This window comes from Sporosarcina sp. FSL K6-5500, from assembly GCF_038005665.1.
Lineage (GTDB): Bacteria > Bacillota > Bacilli > Bacillales_A > Planococcaceae > Sporosarcina > Sporosarcina psychrophila.
This window is the reverse complement of record NZ_JBBOTP010000001.1, coordinates 202390-224433: the sequence shown is the minus strand read 5'-3', so window position 1 is coordinate 224433 and position 22044 is coordinate 202390. Positions and strand designations below refer to the sequence as shown.

Genomic DNA, 22044 nt, shown 5'->3' with positions numbered 1-22044 from the left:
ACCATCTCTTCTGTTATGATAAATGGATGATTGGAGGGGATCATTCTATGATGACAGACGAATGGATCACCATCATTGAAGACGCAGAAGACTTAACGGCAATGTTGCTCTCTTCTGAAGCGGTAGCTGAATACCGCAAAGCCCATGATGATGTCTATTCAGACAATGAACTTGTGAAGTCAATTCAAGAGTTCACGGCAATGAAGGAACGTTATGAAGAAGTTCAACGATTCGGAAGATACCATCCGGATCATAATATAGTAATGAAAAGCATCCGCGTACAAAAACGTGAGCTTGATATGAACGAACGGGTTGCGGCTCTTCGATTGGCTGAGAATGACGTTCAATTTATATTTGACGAAATTGGTTCAATCATCGCTAAATCGGTTTCGGATGAAGTAAAAGTTCCGGCTGGCAGTGCATTCTTTTCCGACTCATCTTGCGGAGGAAGTTGCGGCACCGGCGGAGGCTGTTCGTGTTCGGCTTAAAAACAAAAGAGTAAGCGCCTGTTCAGAGGCGACAGGCATAAGACGGGCTGGCGAAGCGGCGTTCTTTGCCGCACAGCTGGACCGACTTATGACCCGAGCCTCTAGGCGCTGGAGTCTAGACGTAAAACATCATCTTTCGCAGGTTATCCACAGTCCGAGAATTTATAAATTCCTAAGCAAAAACAAAAACGTAAGTGCCATCTAGCTTAGGGAGTCTAGACATAAAAAAAACAGGTTGCATCCATGTCGGAAAGTCGACATGGATGCAACCTGTTTTTTGTTTAATCGCCTACGTTTTCTTGGACAATTTTCATCGCGACGGTCGGTCTGTCTGTGATGAAACCAGCTGCTCCAACATGTAAAAGTTTAACGAACGACTCTTTATCATTCACACCTTCAAAATAAACTGGAATATTAATTTGGGTAAGAAACTTCATGAAACTTTCAGTGCCGAGAGAAAATACGCCCAGTTTTTCTGGAATTCTGAACAAGTCTGCACGGGGACTATAAAGATGACCGAACATGCTTGTAAAAGAGGCGTATGCTCTTTTTACTTCGTTATCACCCGCACCGGTTGCAACTTTGTTTTGTGCGTACAAGTTAAATCTGTCGGTCTGTTCATCATATGAGCTTGTTACTGCGACACAGTCTTCAGCACCCAGCTCTTCAAGAAGTCTCCAAAGTTTGGAAGGAATCAAGCTACCTTCGTATGTATCAGGAGAATCTTTTAGATTAATAACAATTAGCATATGCGGAAACTTCTGTATTAGTTCACGAAGGGTAATAATTTCTACGTTTTTTCCACGGTAAGAATGATTTCCATCCTCATCTTCAAATTGATAACCTGCATCAGCCATTTTCAATTCGCTAAGGGTATAGTCGGCAATTCTTCCAGAGAAATCTGTTGTTCGATCTGCAAATTCATCGTGAAAAACAATGATTTCCTCGTCTTTTGTTAACCGGATATCGACTGCAAAACCATGTACGCCAAGCTCGGCCGATTTTGAAAATGCGGCCAATGTATTCTCAGGAGCCTCTGCTAGTCCACCTCGGTGGGCAAGAATGACTGGATTATCGAAATCGAGTGCTTTTTTACCTTCACGTGGTACCGGTTTTGCGACAACTTTGGAAGCTGCCCACGCGGCAACGCCTGCCGCACCTACTGTGAGGACCACATTTGTTTTTCTACCCATTTAGTTTAGATGCCTCCTTAAGAATCAGCTCTATTTTTCCCATTATAGGGCAAAATATTGACGTTGTCAGCAATATTCAGTGTCCAGATTCAGGCGTCTTCCGCCTTCCTTCTTGAATATAAAAGCAAAGAGCGCCTTATATTCAAGTCCTCCAGCAGGGTGGGATTGAACTGCATCCCACCTACTTGTCGCATCTAGCGGGCGCCTTCCGCTTTTCTTATTGTCCAGCTTCAGGCGTCAGCCCCTCGAGTCGCTTCAGTCCCCAGGATAAAGGCAAAGAACGCCTTTTACCTGTGGGCCTCCAGCGCTTATCGGGGCTACACGACGCCTTCCGCTTTTCTTATTGTCCAGCTTCAGGCGTCAGCCCCTCGAGTCGCTTCAGTCCCCAGGAAAAAGGCTAAGAATGCCTTTTTCCTGTGGCCCTCCAGCGCTTGTCGGGGCTACACGACGCCTTCTGCATTTCTATTGTTGCAGGGCTTTTCAGTCCTATGGTATTGTATGGGTTAGGAAAAGAGGGGAAATCTATGATCGATCGTCAAGGTATTATTGTCTATCTTCATCATTTAAAACAAGCAAAGTCATTTCGAAAATACGGTCATGTCCATTATATATCACGCACAATGAAGTATGTTGTCCTTTATTGCAATATGGAAGATGTCGATACGGTCATGGGGAAAATAGAACGTCTTCCATCTGTAAAAAAGGTTTTGCCGTCCTACCGCCCATTTGTGAAAACGGAATACGAAAATGCCAAACCGGATAAAGCGAAAGAATATGATTATAAAACCGGGTTATAAGAACTATCTTAATGGAGGGAGCAGCTTGTTGATACGCAGAATACCAATTGTGTATTGATAAAACAACTCAGTTTCCGCAAATACTGAAGAGTTTTTCAACTCGATAACTGCTGGCGTGCTCCCAACTTTCTCTGCTGTTTCCTCAAAAAGTAGCCTTCTTTTTGATTTGATGGTATTCTGCTGGATAATTCCTTCCCGGCAAATGTAAATAGGCATGAACTTACCGTCATTTGCGGGTTCGAAGGCTGCCGCGAGTGACAGTGCATGACCTGAAGGTGTTTCTGAGGATAAGATGAACGTCCTATGCAGGCGGTCGCTATTCGACTTGATTAATTCGCATAGTTCATAAACATCTCCATATCCTTCGCCAAGCTCTATGAATCGTTGATTTAATATCATACATAACACTACCTTTCTAAATACGTAAATCTAGACTTATCATACCATTGTGAGCGCCAAGGTGCATTCATCAATTCGTCCTAGGGGGTGTAGGATTTGAAATTTATCGTAAGGACTATGTTTCTTTTACTGATTGTGAACGGTCTTCTAATTTATATGCATTATTATCAAGCGGTAGGCGCAGACAGTAAAGAGCCTAGCGTTGTAAAGTTCACCCAAGAGATTGAAGTGGTAAATCGTCCCGATGCTCTTCATATCCGCCAGCATTTCAGTGGCTTATTGGACATGCGGTATGAAATTGTTTGGCCAAAAGCCAGCACCAATCGTTCTTGTTATCTTGCGGACGCAACATCCTGCAATCGAATGGATGAGAATTCTATCGCTTTTCTTGAAGGGGAGAATGGACGACAATCCATTTCGTATGAAATACCCAAAAAAGGACCTCTAAAACAAACAGCTCTATTCAACGAACCGTTCGCTACACTACATGCTTCTTCTGCCTCGCACACATTATTCCATATGACTGATGAAACAGGGGTTGGTGGATTATGGGTAAATGGTTTGGAGCGAGTGGGTACTAAAAAAATGACGAACATCAATTATTCATTATTCCGTGGCAAGGGAGAAGTCAAGGAACTTTATTGGCAGCGGAATAATTTGCCTGTGCTCTATGCTGGGGATAGGCTCTCGGTATTTGGGGAAAGCGGCAATACTGAGCAACTTGGGGAAGTGGATAACGTACTTAAAGCAATTGATGCCAATCATTCAACGATTGTAATTGATGATACACGTCAGGCTGTTAATGCTACCCGGTTTATCGTTTCAAAAAATGCGGATGTGGATAAAGTATCGGTTCGATTGCTAAGGGAAAGTATGTATGCGCGTTTTACAATACCCGAAAACGAACGCATGACGGCCGAACTGGTAGCTTCGATTCTAGGAGAAACGCCAACAGGACTCGGGAAATCACGTAAAGCTTATCAAGTCCTTACTGAATCAATTACAGTAGAGGAACTTGGGAAATTCAAAAAAGTGTTGAATAATATGACAGGGCAAGAGCTTAATGCATCTGTTTTGGACGCGATAGCCGGAGAGATAACAGGCTTTAAGACATCTTACTTTACGAAAAATATTCATGATGATACAACTGCTCATCCGTTTCTTATCGAAGATCCACGGGAAATCAAATTTGATGGCACTAGCACTACAGATATTCGAATTCTATTGAAGGATGGAAAGACCCTGTATCCAGCGAAGAGAATTTTAAACCTTGCGGGCTATACCATCAAGACGAATGCGCGGTCCATTTACATTGAAAATGGCATCAGGAAATTTAGATTTCCTAGGAAAGAACTATTCTATGTCTATAATGAACAAAAATACGATGTTGTAACTATGCCATTCGAAGTACTGGAAGGTGATTTATATTTTGAAGAGAGTTGGTTTAAACGGTTGTTCCTATTAAGTGTCGAGAAAACGGCAGATACGATTGATATCATCAGAATGTCAACACTGGTAGAGGAGGGCGACAAGTGAGAGTTGTTGCAGGAACTAGAAAAGGTATTCCCTTGAAATCTTTACAGGGGACGGATACACGCCCGACATCGGATAAAGTGAAAGAGTCCGTATTCAATATAATCGGGCCTTACTTTGATGGTGGAATTGCAGTAGAATTGTTTGGGGGCAGCGGATCTCTTTCCCTTGAAGCTTTATCAAGAGGAATCGATGAGGCATTCCTATTTGAAAAAAATGTGAAAGCGTGTGCGATTATTAAAGCGAACGCGGAAAAATGCCGATTTACGGAAGAATTACATATCAAGCGTGCGGATGCTAGAAATGCGGTTAAAGTTTTGCAAGCGGAAGGGAAGAAAGCAAAACTTCTTTTTATCGATCCCCCGTATGCGGAAACAGCATTTTATAATTTGGCACTTGAATTTGTAGAAGCAGACCTTCTGACTGAAAACGCTGTCATCGTTTGTGAGCATGAAAAGCAATTGGAATTACCAGAAGCGTACGGCAGTTATTATAAGATAAAAAGTTCAGTGTATGGAAATAGCGCTGTATCTATTTATGAGAAATGAGGTTTCAATAATGTCGAAAATTGCAGTTGTGCCCGGAAGTTTTGACCCGTTAACGAATGGGCATCTAGATATTATCAAGAGAGCAGCGAGGGTTTTCGGTGACGTCAGAGTTGCTGTGATGAATAACTCCTCAAAAAACTCACTGTTTACTGTCGAAGAGCGTATGGCGCTTATTGAAGAGGTGACGTCTGTGTTTCCGAATGTGAAAGTGGAGTCGTCTTCTGGATTGCTCGTTGATTATGCCAAGAGTGTAGGGGCATCTGTAATTGTTCGCGGATTGCGTGCCGTTTCCGATTTTGAGTATGAAATGCAAATTACGTCTATGAACAGGTTTCTCGATGAGAGTATCGAGACATTTTTCATCATGACGAACAATCAGTATTCGTTCCTCAGTTCGAGTATTGTCAAAGAAGTGGCAAAGTACAGCGGTGAAATCTCCGGACTTGTGCCAATGCAAGTTGAAGAGGCGTTGAAAAAGAAATATCAAACTCGATGATTGTTAAATGGTTATGATGAAATTAAACTTTCATCATAACCATTTTATATTAATAAATAAGGTAGAAGATTACCGGAACGACAATGATGCTCCAAATTCGTCCGATTACGTAAGGGGTCATCGAGATTTTGCAGGTCTTTGCGATGACAAAAACTTGCATATGGATACTCAATCCGTTCATGGAAATGATTGCAGCGATAAGAAAAGGGAAAAACGGCAAGCCGTAAAAGTGATCTGTTGCTGATTGAACACCTGATGTCATTTCGAAAATGGCTAAGGCAATTGTTTTCGAAATCCCCATCTCCACAGTGAATGCCGAAGTGAAAACTGTTGACAGCACGGTTCCGAGAGAGGAAAAGAAAATGACCGTGGTTGCGACAAGAATAATGATTGTCGAACTTTCCTTGATAGCGTCTAGAAGTGGCACCCCTTTTACTTTCTTTTGAGGTTGTGAAAGAGGTGTTTCTATTTCGCTTTCGCGGTGCAGAAAAGCTACTGCAAGTAAAAAGAATAAAATATTCGCGATGTGGATGGCCGCAAGTAACTTCCACCCTGAACTTACATTTCCGAATAGTTCTGTTCCAACGAAGCCGATGATAAACATCGGCCCGGGTGCATGGCATGCAGCTAGAAGTAGGCCGCTTTGCTTCTGAGATAATTCACCGTTTTTCATCATTTCGGTCACTGTTACTGCACCGACCGGGAATCCGCCAAATGATCCGAGTACATATGCTTTCAAAAAACGCCTCCACTTCGGTACTTTCTGTGTACGATTGGGCATTTTTAAAAGCCATTGTGTCAATATGATATAGGGCAGTAAATAAGGAAGCAGTGCATGGATAAATAACTGTGCGCCAGCTTCGGCTCCGGCATGTGCAACGCTTGGCTGTAAAATGAACAGGATGATAAGTCCCCAAACGACTGAAAGATTTATCATATGATAAAGGCGTGCATGTATTCCGTTGACCACGCACTCGGCTCCTTTCGATTTCCAAGCATGACGAAAAAATTAGGTATAAATCTTTTGTCAGTCTTTTTTTGGTGCTACACTTATATATATGTAAAGAAAGTACAGGCTATTAACGGAGGTGGTCCTAAAATGAGAAAGAAACGATTCAGTATGATAGGTGTTTTGCTTGTTATCATAGCCATTTTGTTCATTTACCCGCTCGATTCTTATATATCGCAGCCAGGAGGAGCTTATGACTTGGATCCACTCGTTGAAGTGGTAGGCGGAGATAACAACGATATTGGGACATTCAGTCTTATGACGATTTCCGTTTCAAAAGCGACACCAGCTTCTTATGTTTTATCGAAATTCACCGATAAGAAGAAGCTTCTTCCTGCTGAAAATGTAAGAAGAGATGGAGAAAATGACAAGGAATATAATATTCGACAGAAGAAACTCATGACTGGTTCACAGTTCAATGCAATTACAGTTGCATTTGAAAAAGCGGGTATTCCTGTTGATATCCAGTACGATGGTGTATTTGTCATGATGGTCCTCGAAGGAGGCGCGGCCGACGGTATCTTGGAACTTGGAGACAAGATTCGTGTGATTGACGGTGTGGAGTTGAAAGAATCAGGACAATTCTTTACGCTTATTGGAGATAAGAAATTGGGTGATGAAGTAAAGATTTCGTTGGATAGGGATGACAAGAAGCTCGATGTAACACTTGTCTTGAAAGAGATACCTGATAGTGATGGACGGGCAGGACTTGGCGTACGTTTTGAAGAGGATCGAACACTCACGACTGATCCAGAAGTCGATTTCAAAACATCGAATATAGGTGGACCATCTGCGGGTCTGATGTTCACGCTTGAAATTATGAACCAGTTGCTTGATGAAGACCTCACAAAAGGATATAACATTGCTGGAACTGGAGAAATGTTGGAGGATGGAACCGTCGGAAGAATTGGGGGCGCGGACTTTAAAGTGATTGCTGCTTCCCGCCAAGACGTGGAAATATTCTTCGCACCAGCAGATGATTTACCTGATGAAGTAAGGGCGGCAAATCCTGGAATACTGACTAATTACGAAGAAGCTGTAAAGATGGCAGAGAAAATCGGCACAAAAATGAAAATCGTGCCGGTGGAAACTGTAGATGATGCACTTGATTATTTAGCGACGTTGGAAAAGAAGTAAGTTGTTTGGTGTGGTCTTTTCTATGCAGTGTGTGGTGCCAGTAACTGCCATGTAAATTTAGCGAAGGCGCCTTACAGGGGTAGCCGAAGCCATCCCCGAGCACCGAAGCGGAGTTGAACGGAATCTTTATCTCAAACTAACATCTTCACTGAATGATAATTGGGTGTGTATTGTAATCAACACCGATTCGGGAACTAGAAGTGCCGTTTCCGATACCGAGTGCGTACATATCCGCTGCGTGGATATCGAAATCAAGTGAAGGATTTGAAAAGGCGGCTGCTTTGCTAATTAGAGGAAGCTTCAGCCTTTTTTTATGTTCATTCAAATATAATCTTCCGGCAGATGTCATTCCAAGTAATCGTAGATAGGAAGGAGTTTTCATACTGCTCCGTATATCGTACGTAAACCCGGTAAATATATGAGTAAACATGCGCTGAAGTCGGGTCCAAGTGTACCTTTTGGATTTCACGTCCTTCATGAAGCCTTCAAATGTGCCGTTATCGGCTGCCGCGCGGTACAACAGATTCTCAATTCCTTCCGTTACGTCTGCAATCATCGCAAGTCGTTTTGGTCCTTCCCGTAAAATTGTGAAACGGAGCTGGGGATAGAAAGTCGGCCAGTTTCCAAAAGATTGATTTTCCGCTTGCCAATCGTGTAGAAGTTCGAGTGCTGTATCTGGCATGAAGTCTGTAATCGTTCCGAGCGTCTCTGATTCAAAAAAGGATTTTCTGATGCCGGTTGCACTTGCAATTGGGTTACCTGCTACAGCGTCGTCATGGTACTGGGCGACAATGCGCGGGATTGTGACGGCTTTCATTTCGGAGTCAATATTCCTAGCAGCTTCCATATAATGAAAACCTAAAATGTTGTTCGGTTTCGAGAGATCAGCAAGTGGTCCTTCGATTGTTGAGGAATTGGCGGCCATGGTGTAAGCCTCATTCAACGCTTTTGGATAACTGAGTCCCCGGCTGACAGCATCTTTCACAGTTTGTTCATAATTGTCGCCGGCTTGTTGGAGAAGAAGAAGACTTCTTTCGAAAGAGTTAACTTCACCATCTTCGCTACCGAAGCAGAAAGCACTGCACTGAGCAGCGTCCAGTAGCTGAATAGCACCTCTGGCGAAGGATGGGGCATTAGATGTCGCGAATGCATAAGGAAGCTCCAAAACGATGTCCACACCGTTTTTCAAGGCCATGTTCGCCCGGGACCATTTATCAACAAATGCAGGTTCCCCCCGTTGTAGGAAATTACCGCTCATGACGGCAATTACAACATCCGCGCCAGTTGTTATTTTTGCTTGTATCGCGTGATAAAGATGCCCGTTGTGAAACGGGTTATATTCGACGATAATTCCTGAAGCTTTCAAATTCGACACTCCTTTGCTACAATGAATATTAATTATACCTATGCGGCTGACGAAGTGACAAGAAAATATCTTGACATCCCTTTTCGCCCATTATATAATCAACATTGTTGTCTTGAGGTGATAGACATGAAATGGTCAATCCATCAATTGCAGAGATACAGACAAGGTGCGATGCCGCTTGACGAAGCTGTCGACCTTGAATCCGTGAAAAAACGGAATCCGGAAATCCGGAATATTACGCCTGTCCGAGTGACCGGAAGTTGTACAATCAGCTCCAAGAAATTGATATGCCGATTCCGGCTCGAAGGTACGTTGACATTACCCTGTTCACGAACATGGGAAGACGTCGAATTACCATTCGTAATCGAAGCTGACGAACAGTTCAGCTGGGATGAAGAAGTTCTCGCATCAGATGATGAAATTCATCCTGTTGTGGGTGAGGTAGTCGATCCGACCCCTGTATTTGAGGAGCTCGTCCTCCTTGAAGTGCCGCTTCAAATTTTCAGCGAAAATGCTGATGATATGCAAGAGGCTGAAGGAAAAGGCTGGTCATACGCGACTGACGAGGTGTACAATGCCAGGCTCCGTAAGGAACTGGAAACGAAAGTGGATCCTAGACTTGCCGATTTGGCAAAGTTCTTTGAATCCAAGGACGAATAGGCGAACGTAAGGAGGTGCCCCAGATGGCTGTACCAAAAAGAAGAACATCCAAAACAGTTAAAAACAAGCGCCGTACGCATTATAAATTGCAAGTACCGGGAATGACTACTTGTACTAACTGTGGCGAAATCAAATTGGCTCACCGCATTTGTAAATCATGCGGTCATTACAAAGGAAAAGAAGTTGTAGGCGAATAAGTAAGATTTGCCTATGAAGGCTACCGTGAGACCATGGCTCACGGTGGCCTTTTTTCTATACCCAAGAAAAGCGGAAGCGGCCGGCTTATGACCCGAGCATCTGGCCGCTGTAGCTGGACAACAAGAAAAGCGGAAGGCGTCGTTTAGCCCCGACAAGCGCTGGAAGTCCACAGGAAAAAGGCGCTCTTTGCCTTTTCCTGTGGACTGAAGCGACTCGAGGGGCTGACGCCTGAAGCTAGACAGTAAGAAAAGCGGAAGGCACCCCGGAGTGCCGAAGCGTATTTGAAGGAAATCTTTATTCAAATTATACACACAATGGGGGGAATGGACATGTCTTACACAATTGCTATCGAAAATGGAATTGCTACTTTTACAATTGACCGTCCTGAAATGCGCAACGCCATTAACTATACGGTTATGGATGGCCTCGAACAATTTCTAAATCGTATTGAAAATAATGAAGAAGTCGCATATGCCGTCATTACGGGTGCGGGAGATCGGGCATTCTGTTCGGGTGGAGATTTATCTGAATTTCATACCTTGCGTACGGCCGATGAGGCGTATCCGATGCTAAGCAGAATGTCGGGGCTATTATACCGGGTTGCCACGCTGCCGATGCCTGTCATTGCGCTCGTCAATGGTGCTGCCGTAGGTGGTGGTTGTGAAATTGCTACTGCTTGTGATTACAGGGTCATGTCATCCACAGCAAAGGCTGGTTTCATTCAAGGGACACTTGCTATTACTACGGGTTGGGGCGGTGCTACGCTGCTGTTTGAAAAAGATGGCAAGCATGACCGTGTGTTGCGCTTACTGTCTGAAGCTGGGGTGCATACGGCTGATCAAATGCTTGAAGCGGGTTGGGCGACTGAAATTTATGAGGGCACTGCTGAAAAAGGGCTTCAACGGTTTCTTGCCAAAATGTCCGCTCATCATCCAGCTGTCCATCGAGCGTATAAAACGATTGCTATTCGGAAATGGACAGCTGATTTTATTCGTGACCGAATGATTGAAGAGTCGCGTCAATGTTCAATTCTTTGGGGAAGTGATGCACACCATGAAGAAGTGGCGCAGTTTTTATCGAAAAAATAAATTGTTTCAAAGACCGCTGTACATGTCCTATGCATGTGCAACGGTTTTTTTAATTGAATTAAATAAGTTAAGTATTGTCCCTTAGTTATAAGGCGTTTTTTGCTTTGATTGGGACCGTCCATCTTGTTATGACCGGCATGGGGCCAGTTATGCTCGCCTTGGGTACGATTATGACCGGCATGAGCCCTATTATGCTTGGCATCAGCCGTATTATGACCGCCACGACTTTTTAATCGCACAAAACCATTTTGAAGTTAAAACTTCCGGAAATTGACTAGTTGAAATGGCATGAAAAGATGTTTTTTTCAGACAAAGGTTGAAATCGCTTTCATTCATCGTATAAACTAGAGAGGGATGGAGAAATACACATCAAATTGTTTGGGGGATTAATATGGATAAAATACTGATTGCGAATCGTGGGGAAATCGCTCTTAGAATCATAAAGACTTGTAAACGTCTAGGTATTGCCACTGTCGCTGTCTATTCTGAAGCAGACGCGGACATGCCGTTCGTGAAAGAAGCGGACGAGGCGTTCTTGCTAGGACCTGCACAAGTTCAACAATCCTATTTAAAAGCGGATGATATAATCGAAATTGCGGTTCGTGCGGGAGTAGATGGCATTCATCCGGGGTACGGGCTTCTTTCTGAAAATGCAGAATTTGTACGTAAAGTACAAGCTGCGGGAATCCAATTCATCGGGCCTGATGCAGATACAATTGATAAGATGGGTGACAAAATCGGTTCACGTGTAACGATGAAAGCGGCAGGGGTGCCGGTCGTACCTGGAACTGATGAAGGAATTACTTCTTTGGAAGATGCCGTGCGTGCAGCAGTTGAGATCGGTTATCCGATCATGCTGAAAGCGAGTGCTGGCGGTGGTGGGATCGGTATGATTCGTTGTGAAGATGAGCAAGCGCTCAGTCAACAATTCCAATCCGTAAAGAATCGAGCGAAAGCATATTTTGGGGATGATGTTGTTTTCCTTGAAAAATTCATAACGAATGCCCGTCATATCGAGGTGCAGATTTTCGGAGACAACTTCGGAAATGTTGTCCATTTGTTTGAACGTAATTGTTCGGTACAACGACGTAACCAAAAAGTGATTGAGGAATCACCTTCACCACACTTGCCGGAAGAAGCGCGCCTTCGTCTTTATAAAGCGGCAGTCGATGCAGCAAAAGCGGTTTCTTATAAAAATGCAGGAACGGTCGAATTTATTGTCGATGAAAATAATGAACACTACTTTTTGGAAATGAATACTAGACTTCAAGTTGAACATCCGGTGACTGAAGAAGTGACTGGGTTTGACCTTGTCGAATGGCAACTTGAAATTGCGAACGGCAATAAGCTTCCTGTGATAGACCAAACGAGCATCAAGTCGACAGGCCATGCAATTGAATTCCGTATTTACGCGGAAGATCCGGTTAAATTCTTGCCATCACCGGGGACAATTAATAAACTTGATTGGGGAGATACTACGGGAATCCGTATTGACTCAGGATATGTTGAGGGTGGGAAAGTGACGCCTTTCTATGATCCACTCATCTCAAAAGTAATTGTCCACGCAACAACTCGGGAAGAAGCGATTCGAAAATCGGCAGCTTTCCTTTCAAAAGTAGAAATTGAAGGTTTGAAAACGAATATACCGCTATTCAATAATTTTCTGAAATCTGAGGAATTCCTTACAGGTGACTATTCGACAGCGGTTTTAACCACATGGAGCGCAAAACAAAAGGAGGAAACAATAAAATGACAGCATTAAAAGCAACGATGGCAGGTACAGTGTTTACAGTGAACGCAGCGGTAGGGGAAGAAGTAACAGCGGGACAAGTTATCATCGTACTCGAATCGATGAAAATGGAAATTCCGGTTGAAGCGGAATCGGCTGGAAAAGTAGCAACGATTAATGTACAAGTCGGCGATTTCGTTAACGAAGAAGACGTTCTAGCTACAATCGAAATCTAGAAAAGCGTAAGCGCCTTGGTAGACCCGAAAAGCGCTGGAAGGCCTAAAGATAAAGGCGCTTTTTGCCTTTAACTTAAGGACTGAAGCGACTCGAGGGGCTAGGCGCTGGAGCTAGACATAAGGGAATGCGGGAAAATGGTTGATGAAAGGGGTTTTATAAATGACTAAAATAACACAACAGACGGCTTACAATGAAAAACTTGAAGCGAAATTGCAAGGGATTTTTGCAGGGGGCCATCCAAAATATCACGAAAAGTTGAAAGAGCAGAACAAACTTTTCGTCCGAGATCGATTGGAACTTCTTTTCGATGACGGGGAATATACAGAAGACGGTAGGTTTGCCAATTGTGAAGCAGGGGATTTACCGGCGGATGGTGTCGTTACGGCGATGGGGAAAGTGAACGGCCAGACGGTTTGTGTGATGGCGAATGATTCAACGGTGAAGGCAGGGTCATGGGGAGCCCGTACGGTTGAGAAGATTATTCGTATTCAGGAAATTGCAGAGAAGAACCGTGTACCAATGCTATATCTTGTCGATTCAGCGGGAGCTCGTATTACAGATCAGCTTGACATGTTCCCAAACCGTCGCGGTGCAGGGAAGATATTCCACAACCAAGTGAGGTTATCGGGTTTCATCCCGCAAATTTGTGTTCTATTCGGTCCTTCCGCTGCAGGTGGTGCGTACATACCCGCATTTTGCGATATCGTTATTATGGTAGAGGGCAATGCGTCGATGTATTTAGGTTCACCGCGTATGGCCGAAAAAGTAATCGGTGAAAAAGTAACACTGGAAGAAATGGGCGGTGCCCGCATGCATTGTTCAGTGAGTGGTTGCGGCGATGTCCTTGCGGCGAATGAAGAAGAAGCGATTGCGGAAGCGCGTCGTTATCTAGCATATTTCCCTGCGAACTTTACAGAAAAACCCGCTTTAAAAGAAACGGTGGAGGCGAAAGTAGGCCGAACGCTTGAAGCAATCATTCCGGAAAACCAAAACGCGCCATTTGATATGTATGAAGCGATTGACGCATTAATTGATGAGGGCAGTTACTTTGACGTTAAGAAATTATTTGCCGGTGAAATTATTACAGGTTTGGCTAGAATCGAAGGACAACCGGTTGGTATCATTGCCAATCAACCGAAAGTAAAAGGTGGAGTTTTGTTTGTGGATTCTGCAGACAAAGCAACGAAATTCATTAATCTTTGTGATGCATTCTCTATTCCTCTGCTATTCCTTGCCGACGTTCCGGGCTTTATGATTGGAACGAAAGTTGAGCGTGCAGGAATTATTCGCCACGGCGCGAAATTAATTATGGCGATGAGTTCAGCGACTGTTCCGAAAATATCAGTTATTGTCCGGAAAGCTTATGGAGCTGGACTGTATGCGATGGCAGGTCCAGCGTTTGAGCCGGATGTCTGTATCGCGTTACCGACTGCTCAAATTGCGGTTATGGGACCTGAAGCAGCAGTAAATGCAGTCTATTCGAATAAAATCGAAGCGATTGAAGATCCAAAAGAGCGGATTGCGTTTGTTCAGGAAAAACATAAGGAATACAAAGAAGAAATTGATATTTATAAGATGGCATCTGAACTGATTATTGATGAAATTGTAGCACCATCAAGCTTAAGAGGTGTGCTTGCGGATAGATATCGTTTCTACAGTACAAAAGATGTTCCACAACCACCAAGAAAACATCCAGTTTATCCTGTATAATCGAGTATAGAACAAAAAAGGTCCACTGAAGTTCAGGTGGGCCTTTTCAATTAAAGAAAAATAAGTGTACGATTTTTGATACGGAACAGTGTCTAGCTCCAGGCGCCACCCCCTTGGGTCATAAATCGTTTTGCTGTGGTGGCTGAAGTGCGCCTCCTCGCAAACCATCTTATGCCTGTCGGGGCTGAACGGCGCTTTGCGCTTTTCATTTGAAAGGAGGGATAACGTATGGAGGTAATCATTGCTGGTGCAGGCTCAATTGGACTACTGCTTGGGTCATTTTTGTCCGAGGCTGGAATAGACGTGACGTTCTACGTGAGAAGAGAAGAGCAAGCTGAACTAATTCGAGCAAAAGGAATTCAACGCATTAATCAAGACAATACTACAGACGTATTGCGTGTGCATGCGACGACGGATATCCGAAATCTATCGGCTACCGCGCTTTGGGTTGTGGCGGTCAAATATGCAGGTCTCCGTGATCTCCTTTCAGAAATGCAGGAAACACATATAATCAATCCTGTCCTGTTCGTCCAGAATGGCATCGGGCATTTGGAATTGGTGAAGAGTTGTGAATTTCCGCATGTTGCATTTGCGACTGTCGAGCATGGAGCGCGCCGGATAGATGACCGTACTGTCTCACATAATGGGGTTGGGATGGTAACAATTGCAACTGCCCACGGTGACGACAGCCTATTCGATTTAATTGGACAGGTACATTCGGACATATTTCCAATAAGGCGTCATTCAGATGCGGAACAGATCCTTCTGCGAAAAGTACTGATTAATTGCATGATCAATCCATTGACAGCCATTCTCAAGGTTGAGAATGGTGAGTTGCTTACAAACGATTATTGCCTCACACTTTTCAATGCCTTGTATGAAGAACTGCTAGATGCGTTTCCAGAAATGCAGTCGATTCTCTCGTACGAAGACGTAGCGGATGTCTGTAGAAAAACTGCACGCAATCGCTCGTCGATGCTAGTGGATCGTTTGGCTGGCCGACCGATGGAAATCGAGACGATTGTTACTGCTGTAATTCGAAAAGCAAATGGACGTAACAAGTCGTTACCGTTTCTTACGACATATGAACAGATGTTGTTTGCCGTTGAGTGGAAAGGGGCGAAGCTATGAATGAAGTGGTTGCTGCTTTTCTAGGGATGATCATTTTGTTTCCGTTCATTGTGACGATTGCCTTCATGGTTGTTATGCGGAAGATGGGTAAAGCTCCAGCGTCCATCCTTGGGCTTGCCGCGGACGTCACGACTCCGTTGCTATTTATAGCGGTCTATGTCGTATCACAAGCGATATTTGGACAAGGAATATGGGTTTACATAATAGGGATTGCAATCATCATTGCGATTGTCTATGCCTTCATTGAGCGCAGCAAAGTGAAGGAATTCCAAATTGCTCGGCTCTTGCGAAAAACATGGCGATTTTACTTTCTCGTTTTATTGGCCGCCTATGTCATTCTTTTCATTACCGGTATGGTAATGAAGATCGTCGAATATGTAAGATAGGTATCGGTGTTTATTGTGTAAGCGTATATTTTTCAATCCTGTAGCTTGAAATGTTATACTCTGTTCATACCGATAGTTACAAAGGGGCATGAATAATGGAATTAGAATCATTAGCATTACAAGAAAAAAATAAAGTGATGCAATCGTACAATAACGATAAAGAATTTCTACATACTTTTTTTGATTATGAAAATGAAGAAAGCTCTTATCCCGCTAGGCTAAAGGAACTCGCAGGTCGTACGTTTGAAAGGCGTCAGCTTGCAGAAACAATCCGTTCATTCATGGAACCCTTTGGAATATCAGCGAATGCTAATACGCATATTGAAGAACTTGCGGAAAATGCAGTTGCCGTAGTTGGAGGACAGCAAGCGGGTATTTTAACGGGACCCTTATACTCTGTTCACAAAGCAATATCAGTTATCTTACTTGCGAAAAGGCAAAGGGAGAAACTTGGTGTGCCTGTTGTTCCAGTGTTTTGGGTCGCAGGTGAGGATCATGACTTGAATGAAATTAATCACGTCTATACGGAAATGGAAGGCCGCGCAACGAAACATCAATACCGTGGGAACTTCATACTGAAGCTGATGGCATCCGATGCGCAGTATGACAAACAGGTGATGAAATCGTTAGTGAAAGACATTTTTGGCAAGTTTGGTGAAACGGCATATACAAAAGACTTGTTGGATGAAGTCCTTGGTGCGGTGGAGCATGAAAAGTCGTTTACACAGTTTTTTGTTAGGCTCATGAACGGTCTTTTCAAAGAAGAAGGTCTATTGTTCATAGATTCAGCATCCAAACAGTTACGGGAGCTAGAAAAATCCTATTTTGTTCATCTAATTGAAGAATCTGAGCAGCTTGCTGAAGTCATTTCGAAAAAAGAAGAATTGTTTGCAGAAAAAGGTTTTGGTTCTCCGATGGGTGCTGAATTGGATGCGGCGAATCTCTTCTACATTCATGACACGGGTCGAGTTCTACTTTCAAGAAAAGATGGTTTTTTCGTCAATGAAAGCTCAGGCCTCCGGTTTTCGAAAGCCGAGATGCTTAGAATCGCTCAAGAAGAACCTTGGCTATTGAGTAATAATGTCGCGACAAGACCGCTGATGCAAGACATGGTCTTCCCGGTACTTGCATTCGTTGGAGGGCCTGGAGAAATTGCTTATTGGGCAGTCTTGAAAGAGGCGTTCCATCATCTAGATATGAAAATGCCGATTATTGTACCGAGAATGTCCATGACATTGGTAACACCACAAGTGAAGCATGCATTAGACGAAAAAAACTTCACGTTTGATGATGTCATGTCGGGAGCGGTATTTACTGCGCGGGAGCAATTCGCTAGTGGGTTACAGGATGAACGTTTCGATTCGGTTGTGGATGAAACGGAGAAGATATTGGGTCAGCAGTATGAAAAAATTGCTGAATTTACTGAGCAACAAGGACCTATGATGCAAGAATTGCTCGAAAAAAATCTTCGTTTCCATACAAAGCAGTTGGATTATCTTAAAGGAAAAGCGGAAGAAGCAGTATTGTTGAAGCATGACGCTGAACTTCGCACATTTGGCATACTGGAAGGGGAATTGTTTCCAGAAGGTGTGTTGCAAGAACGACTTTACACTCCGTACACTTATTTGAATAGTTATGGACCAACCCTTATCCGGGATATTTTAGGATTACCATTTGTAATGGACGGGACCCACAAAATCATCTATTTATAAGTGGTGAACTAGAAAGACACTCTTGCAAGCACAGTTCGTGCTGCGAGGGTGTCTTTCTTTATATTCAGAAAAATCTCACTGAAACAAGTACTATTGACACATTTTCACGTTAAAAGAGCATAAATGTTAGGAAACAGGTGGAGGAATGTGGGGGGATGTGGTACATTAACTTCATATAGTGGGGTGAAGAGTATGTTCATGGGCGAATATCAGCATACTGTCGATATGAAAGGTCGCTTGATTGTTCCTTCGAAATTTCGGGAACATTTAGGTGAGGGCTTTGTATTGACTCGCGGCCTGGACAATTGTCTCTTCGGTTACCCGATGGATGAATGGAAGCGTCTCGAGGAAAAGCTTAAGGCTTTACCCGTGACGAAAAAAGATGCTCGTGCATTTGCAAGATTTTTCTTTTCTGGGGCAACGGAGGTTGAACTGGACAAGCAAGGTCGCATCAATATTCCGGCATCATTACTCCAATATGCAAAGGTTGAAAAAGATTGTGTCGTAATTGGAGTTTCAGGCCGTATTGAAATCTGGTCTAAAGCATTGTGGGATGCCTATTATGATGAATCTGAACAATCGTTCAATGAAATTGCAGAAAACATTATTGACTTTGATTTTTAAACAAAATGAATTTTTGAAAGTGGGCGGTTCCGATTTTTAACCATACAACAGTTTTACTTTATGAAGCCGTCGAAGGCCTAAATATAAAAAATGATGGCATCTATGTCGATTGCACTTTAGGTGGAGCCGGTCACAGTATAGAAATAGCTAAGAAATTATCGCCAGAGGGCAGACTTATCTGCTTTGATCAAGATATAACGGCGATTGAAGTTGCAAAAGAGAGATTGAAGGATTATCTCCCTCAAGTAACGTTTGTCCATTCGAATTTCAGAAACTTGAAATCTGAATTGGAGAAAATAGGGATTTCTGCAGTAGATGGTATTCTTTATGACTTAGGTGTTTCATCACCACAGCTTGATACAGCTGAACGAGGATTTAGCTATAATTTGGATGCGCCACTTGACATGCGCATGGATACGGATGCGCTATTAACCGCACATGATGTTGTGAATGACTGGCCGTATGAAGATTTGGTACGTATCTTTTTCCGTTATGGCGAAGAAAAGTTCTCGAAAAGAGTTGCGCGTAAAGTTGAAGAAGTAAGACAGCAATCTCCAATCGAAACCACTGCTGAACTTGCTGAACTGATCAAGCTAAGCATCCCAGCGGCAACAAGACGGACGGGCGGGCATCCCGCGAAAAGAGTATTCCAAGCAATTCGAATCGCTGTGAACGATGAACTTGGTGCAGCTGAGGACTCTTTAACGGATGCGATTACATTGCTTAATCCTGGAGGACGTATTAGCGTCATTACATTCCATTCATTAGAGGACAGGCTATGTAAAACGATATTTAAAGAAGCATCCTCTTTACCGGATCTTCCACCGAACTTGCCAGTAATACCGGAAGGCATGGAGCCTATATTGAAGCTAGTGACTCGAAAACCAATTGTTCCCGGTGAAAAAGAGATAGAAGAGAATAAGCGGGCAAGATCCGCTAAACTCAGAATCGTTGAAAAGAAGTGAAAGGGGAAATGTGTGAATGGCATTAGAACAAAGAAAATTCCAGACGTCAGCTATACGTGAACTTGAAACACCAGTAGTTCCAAGAAAACAGCCTCAAATACGACCTTCTCGAAAAGTCTTTTCTGCCGGGGAGAAATTCCTGTTCGTGCTGTTTGCAACAATCCTTGTCCTATTCTCAACAATGATTTTACATACACAAGCACAGATTAATGATACAAACAGGGAAGTGCAGTTGCTTGGAAAGGATGTTTCAGAAACAACAAAACAAAATATGGAATTGTCCATCCAAGTGAAAGAAAAGTCTACATATGATCGGATATGGAAGAAAGCGAAGGAACTTGGCCTGAATCCAAACGAGAACAACGTAAAGGTTGTGCCTGGACAATGAAAAAAAAGTTTCGATTCCAATGGGGAGCCTTTCTGATGTTTTTGGTATACGGAGGGCTCTTTTTCCTTTTGTTTGGAAGAATATTATTCATTCAAGCAACAGGACAAGCGGAAGGAAAAGTGATGGCGACGCTTGCAGAGTCGAAATACGCAAGAGAATCGGTATTGAAAGCGGATCGGGGGACGATTGTCGATCGTAACGGAGAGCTAATCGCCTCCGATACGTTGAGTTACCGGCTCATTGCCGTATTGAGTAAAGATGCAAGCAAAGGCTCGAAAAAACCGTTGCATATCACTGATATTGAAAAAACTGCAGAAGTACTTGCCGAATATTTACCACTTGAAAAAGATGCAATTGTATCTCGCCTGACAAATGTGAAAGCAGAAACATATCAAGTGGAATTCGGGAAGGCTGGCCGTGATATTAATCACGAAACGGTTATGGCGATTAAAAAGCAGAAACTACCTGGACTCCTTTTCATTGAAGACCAAACAAGATATTATCCGAATGGCGTTTTTGCATCGTATTTAATTGGCTTTGCGATGAAAGAAGAAGATAGTGAAAGAAATGTAACTACTGTTGGGAAAATGGGTTTGGAGAAAACCTATAATAAAGAGTTAAATGGCACTGACGGCAAAGTAGATTTCAAATCAGATGGCTTCGGTTTCATGTTACCGAAAGCAGAAGAAGCAATTGTCGCTGCCAAAGACGGTTATGAAATTCAGTTGACTCTCGACAAGACTATTCAAAACTTCATGGAAGATGCAATGAATCGTGTTGAAAGCGAATATTCACCCAAAAAAATACTCGCTGTAGTAGCGGATCCAAAAACGGGCAAAATATTAGCAATGAGTCAGCGTCCTGCATTTCACCCATCTACCCGTGAAGGGCTTACGGAGAACTGGTTGAATCAGGCTGTAGAAACGACAATCGAACCGGGCTCTACGACTAAAATGTTTACAGTTGCTGCGGCGATTGAAGAAAAAAAGTGGGTTCCAACCGACTTCTTTAAATCGGGACAGTATACACTTTATGATCGAACAATACGCGACCATAATATTACAGGCTGGGGCTACATTTCATTCCTTGAAGGTTTCCAAAGGTCTTCGAACGTCTCGATGGCTTATTTACTGGAACGGATGGGTGATAAAACATATATTGAGTATTTACGGAAGTTTGGATTTGGAGAAAAGACTGGAATTGATTTACCGAATGAAGCACCAGGAAGAATTTTAGATACGTATCCAATCGAACGATTGACAACTGCTTTTGGCCAAGGATCAACGGTCACGCTAATGCAGATGATGCAAGCAGCAACAGCAATCGCTAATGATGGTGTCATGATGAAACCTTATGTGATCGATAAAATTACCGATCCGAATACGGGGAAAATCATAAAAGATCAGAAGCCGGAGGAACAAGGAAGACCAGTTTCAGCCAAAACAGCAAAAGAAGTAAGGGAATTACTTGCTTCGACAGTTACCTCTAAGTATGGAACCGGTAAAAAATTTGCTCTTAATGGCTATACAGTAGGCGGTAAAACAGGTACTGCCGAAATTCCGAATCCATCGGGTAATGGCTATTTAGCTGGACACGGAAATTATTTGTACTCATTTCTCGGTATGGCACCTGCAGAAGATCCACAGTTACTAACATATGTGATTGTCCAGCAGCCGAAGCTGAAAGCAGGAGAAATCGGTTCTGATCCGGTTTCGAAACTGTTCACCTCTATTATGGATAACAGTTTGCGCTATATGAATATTGTACCGAGTGGAGAAGACATAGTTGAGCCGACTGTCATTCGTGACTACACAGGGAAAGATTCGGCCGATGCAATTGTAAAATTGCAAGAAGACGGCTTTGTCCCTGAAATCATTGGTGAGGGTGGGGAAATCGATATACAATATCCATATGCCGGTACGAAACTCGTAGAAGGCTCGGTCGTCCTATTGCATACAAAAGGTGTAACCGCATTGCCTGACTTTACTGGATGGTCGAAAAAAATGGTACTTTCGTATAAAATGTTATCTGGGCTTGATTTACGGCTTAACGGAGATGGGTATGTAACTGAGCAAAGCCTGTCAAAAGGGTCTGTAATCGGGCTAGAGGAGCCAGTTGTCATTAAGTTGCAGTCGCCATCAGAAATCTATAAACCCGTAGAGGAAGACACCGAGGAAGAGGACGTTGTAGGTGGCTAACGAATAGCCGTCCATGTCACATCATACGTTGATAGAAAAACGAGAGGTGTGT

The 22044-nt window shown here is 43.2% G+C and carries 23 protein-coding genes; 19 read left to right on the top strand and 4 right to left on the bottom strand.

The genetic code is table 11. The features are described 5' to 3' along the window. The first annotated feature begins 47 nt into the window (after nucleotides 1-47). Nucleotides 48-488 carry a YlbF family regulator gene (locus MKX62_RS01085; protein WP_067211531.1) on the top strand — a complete coding sequence of 147 codons (441 nt, stop codon included), beginning with the start codon at nucleotides 48-50 and terminating at the stop codon, nucleotides 486-488. Between the two features lie 281 nt (nucleotides 489-769). Here the strand turns inward: MKX62_RS01085 and MKX62_RS01080 are convergent, their stop codons facing one another. After that, a complete protein-coding gene (locus MKX62_RS01080) occupies nucleotides 770-1681 on the bottom strand; it encodes a glycerophosphodiester phosphodiesterase family protein (protein ID WP_340740449.1) in 912 nt (303 codons plus the stop codon). 524 nt (nucleotides 1682-2205) lie between these two features. Between MKX62_RS01080 and MKX62_RS01075 the strand changes: the two genes are divergently transcribed. Continuing rightward, nucleotides 2206-2478 (top strand): YlbG family protein, encoded by a 273-nt coding sequence (locus tag MKX62_RS01075; RefSeq protein ID WP_067211526.1) that lies wholly within the window; start codon nucleotides 2206-2208, stop codon nucleotides 2476-2478. Between the two features lie 3 nt (nucleotides 2479-2481). On the opposite strand, the gene MKX62_RS01070 is transcribed toward MKX62_RS01075, so the two are convergent. After that, nucleotides 2482-2877, bottom strand: a complete 396-nt coding sequence (locus MKX62_RS01070; protein WP_067211524.1) for a DUF7147 family protein — start codon at nucleotides 2875-2877, stop codon at nucleotides 2482-2484. A 96-nt stretch (nucleotides 2878-2973) separates the two neighbouring features. On the opposite strand from MKX62_RS01070, the gene MKX62_RS01065 reads away from it, so the two are divergent. Genes MKX62_RS01065 through coaD form a run of 3 tightly spaced genes read left to right on the top strand, consistent with a single transcriptional unit; the run spans nucleotide 2974 to nucleotide 5454 of the window. After that, the gene (locus MKX62_RS01065; protein WP_340740448.1) at nucleotides 2974-4413 is read left to right on the top strand and encodes a hypothetical protein; all 1440 of its coding nucleotides are present in this window, start codon (nucleotides 2974-2976) and stop codon (nucleotides 4411-4413) included. Further along, nucleotides 4410-4958 carry a 16S rRNA (guanine(966)-N(2))-methyltransferase RsmD gene (rsmD, locus tag MKX62_RS01060; protein ID WP_187045454.1) on the top strand — a complete coding sequence of 183 codons (549 nt, stop codon included), beginning with the start codon at nucleotides 4410-4412 and terminating at the stop codon, nucleotides 4956-4958. Before MKX62_RS01065 ends, rsmD begins: the two co-directional genes overlap by 4 nt. Before the next feature lie 10 nt (nucleotides 4959-4968). Continuing rightward, nucleotides 4969-5454 (top strand): pantetheine-phosphate adenylyltransferase, encoded by a 486-nt coding sequence (coaD, locus tag MKX62_RS01055; RefSeq protein ID WP_067211517.1) that lies wholly within the window; start codon nucleotides 4969-4971, stop codon nucleotides 5452-5454. A 49-nt stretch (nucleotides 5455-5503) separates the two neighbouring features. Here the strand turns inward: coaD and MKX62_RS01050 are convergent, their stop codons facing one another. Then, nucleotides 5504-6424 (bottom strand): hypothetical protein, encoded by a 921-nt coding sequence (locus tag MKX62_RS01050; protein WP_067211514.1) that lies wholly within the window; start codon nucleotides 6422-6424, stop codon nucleotides 5504-5506. A 129-nt stretch (nucleotides 6425-6553) separates the two neighbouring features. Here MKX62_RS01050 and MKX62_RS01045 point away from each other — a divergent pair, with 129 nt between their 5' ends. Further along, a complete protein-coding gene (locus MKX62_RS01045; RefSeq protein ID WP_187045453.1) occupies nucleotides 6554-7600 on the top strand; it encodes a SepM family pheromone-processing serine protease in 1047 nt (348 codons plus the stop codon). A gap of 145 nt (nucleotides 7601-7745) precedes the next feature. Here the strand turns inward: MKX62_RS01045 and MKX62_RS01040 are convergent, their stop codons facing one another. After that, on the bottom strand, nucleotides 7746-8975 hold the full coding sequence (locus MKX62_RS01040) for a nucleotidyltransferase (protein WP_340740447.1): 1230 nt from the start codon (nucleotides 8973-8975) through the stop codon (nucleotides 7746-7748). 117 nt (nucleotides 8976-9092) lie between these two features. On the opposite strand from MKX62_RS01040, the gene MKX62_RS01035 reads away from it, so the two are divergent. From MKX62_RS01035 to MKX62_RS00975, 13 genes are all read left to right on the top strand, one after another. Then, complete coding sequence (locus MKX62_RS01035; protein WP_067211507.1) at nucleotides 9093-9626, top strand: YceD family protein; 534 nt, start codon at nucleotides 9093-9095, stop codon at nucleotides 9624-9626. Nucleotides 9627-9649: 23 nt separating this feature from the next. After that, nucleotides 9650-9823 (top strand): 50S ribosomal protein L32, encoded by a 174-nt coding sequence (gene rpmF / locus MKX62_RS01030; RefSeq protein ID WP_067211505.1) that lies wholly within the window; start codon nucleotides 9650-9652, stop codon nucleotides 9821-9823. Nucleotides 9824-10153: 330 nt separating this feature from the next. Continuing rightward, nucleotides 10154-10912, top strand: a complete 759-nt coding sequence (locus tag MKX62_RS01025; RefSeq protein ID WP_340740446.1) for an enoyl-CoA hydratase/isomerase family protein — start codon at nucleotides 10154-10156, stop codon at nucleotides 10910-10912. Between the two features lie 391 nt (nucleotides 10913-11303). Next, nucleotides 11304-12665: an acetyl-CoA carboxylase biotin carboxylase subunit gene (locus MKX62_RS01020; RefSeq protein ID WP_340740445.1), complete on the top strand. Its 1362-nt coding sequence runs from the start codon at nucleotides 11304-11306 to the stop codon at nucleotides 12663-12665. Next, nucleotides 12662-12877, top strand: coding sequence for a biotin/lipoyl-binding carrier protein (locus MKX62_RS01015; RefSeq protein ID WP_067211496.1), 216 nt, complete (start codon nucleotides 12662-12664; stop codon nucleotides 12875-12877). The genes MKX62_RS01020 and MKX62_RS01015 overlap by 4 nt, the downstream gene beginning before the upstream one ends. Before the next feature lie 160 nt (nucleotides 12878-13037). Beyond that, nucleotides 13038-14588: an acyl-CoA carboxylase subunit beta gene (locus MKX62_RS01010; RefSeq protein WP_338655785.1), complete on the top strand. Its 1551-nt coding sequence runs from the start codon at nucleotides 13038-13040 to the stop codon at nucleotides 14586-14588. 228 nt (nucleotides 14589-14816) lie between these two features. Beyond that, nucleotides 14817-15719, top strand: a complete 903-nt coding sequence (locus tag MKX62_RS01005) for a ketopantoate reductase family protein (RefSeq protein ID WP_187045448.1) — start codon at nucleotides 14817-14819, stop codon at nucleotides 15717-15719. Then, nucleotides 15716-16105 carry a DUF3397 domain-containing protein gene (locus tag MKX62_RS01000; protein WP_187045447.1) on the top strand — a complete coding sequence of 130 codons (390 nt, stop codon included), beginning with the start codon at nucleotides 15716-15718 and terminating at the stop codon, nucleotides 16103-16105. Before MKX62_RS01005 ends, MKX62_RS01000 begins: the two co-directional genes overlap by 4 nt. Nucleotides 16106-16200: 95 nt before the next feature. After that, nucleotides 16201-17817 carry a bacillithiol biosynthesis cysteine-adding enzyme BshC gene (gene bshC, locus MKX62_RS00995; protein WP_187045446.1) on the top strand — a complete coding sequence of 539 codons (1617 nt, stop codon included), beginning with the start codon at nucleotides 16201-16203 and terminating at the stop codon, nucleotides 17815-17817. A 192-nt stretch (nucleotides 17818-18009) separates the two neighbouring features. After that, nucleotides 18010-18441 carry a division/cell wall cluster transcriptional repressor MraZ gene (gene mraZ, locus MKX62_RS00990; RefSeq protein WP_067211481.1) on the top strand — a complete coding sequence of 144 codons (432 nt, stop codon included), beginning with the start codon at nucleotides 18010-18012 and terminating at the stop codon, nucleotides 18439-18441. A gap of 32 nt (nucleotides 18442-18473) precedes the next feature. Further along, a complete protein-coding gene (gene rsmH / locus MKX62_RS00985; RefSeq protein ID WP_187047944.1) occupies nucleotides 18474-19406 on the top strand; it encodes a 16S rRNA (cytosine(1402)-N(4))-methyltransferase RsmH in 933 nt (310 codons plus the stop codon). Nucleotides 19407-19422: 16 nt separating this feature from the next. Further along, the gene (ftsL, locus tag MKX62_RS00980; protein ID WP_067211479.1) at nucleotides 19423-19794 is read left to right on the top strand and encodes a cell division protein FtsL; all 372 of its coding nucleotides are present in this window, start codon (nucleotides 19423-19425) and stop codon (nucleotides 19792-19794) included. Further along, the gene (locus MKX62_RS00975; RefSeq protein WP_340740444.1) at nucleotides 19791-21992 is read left to right on the top strand and encodes a penicillin-binding protein; all 2202 of its coding nucleotides are present in this window, start codon (nucleotides 19791-19793) and stop codon (nucleotides 21990-21992) included. The genes ftsL and MKX62_RS00975 overlap by 4 nt, the downstream gene beginning before the upstream one ends. Nucleotides 21993-22044 lie beyond the last annotated feature (52 nt).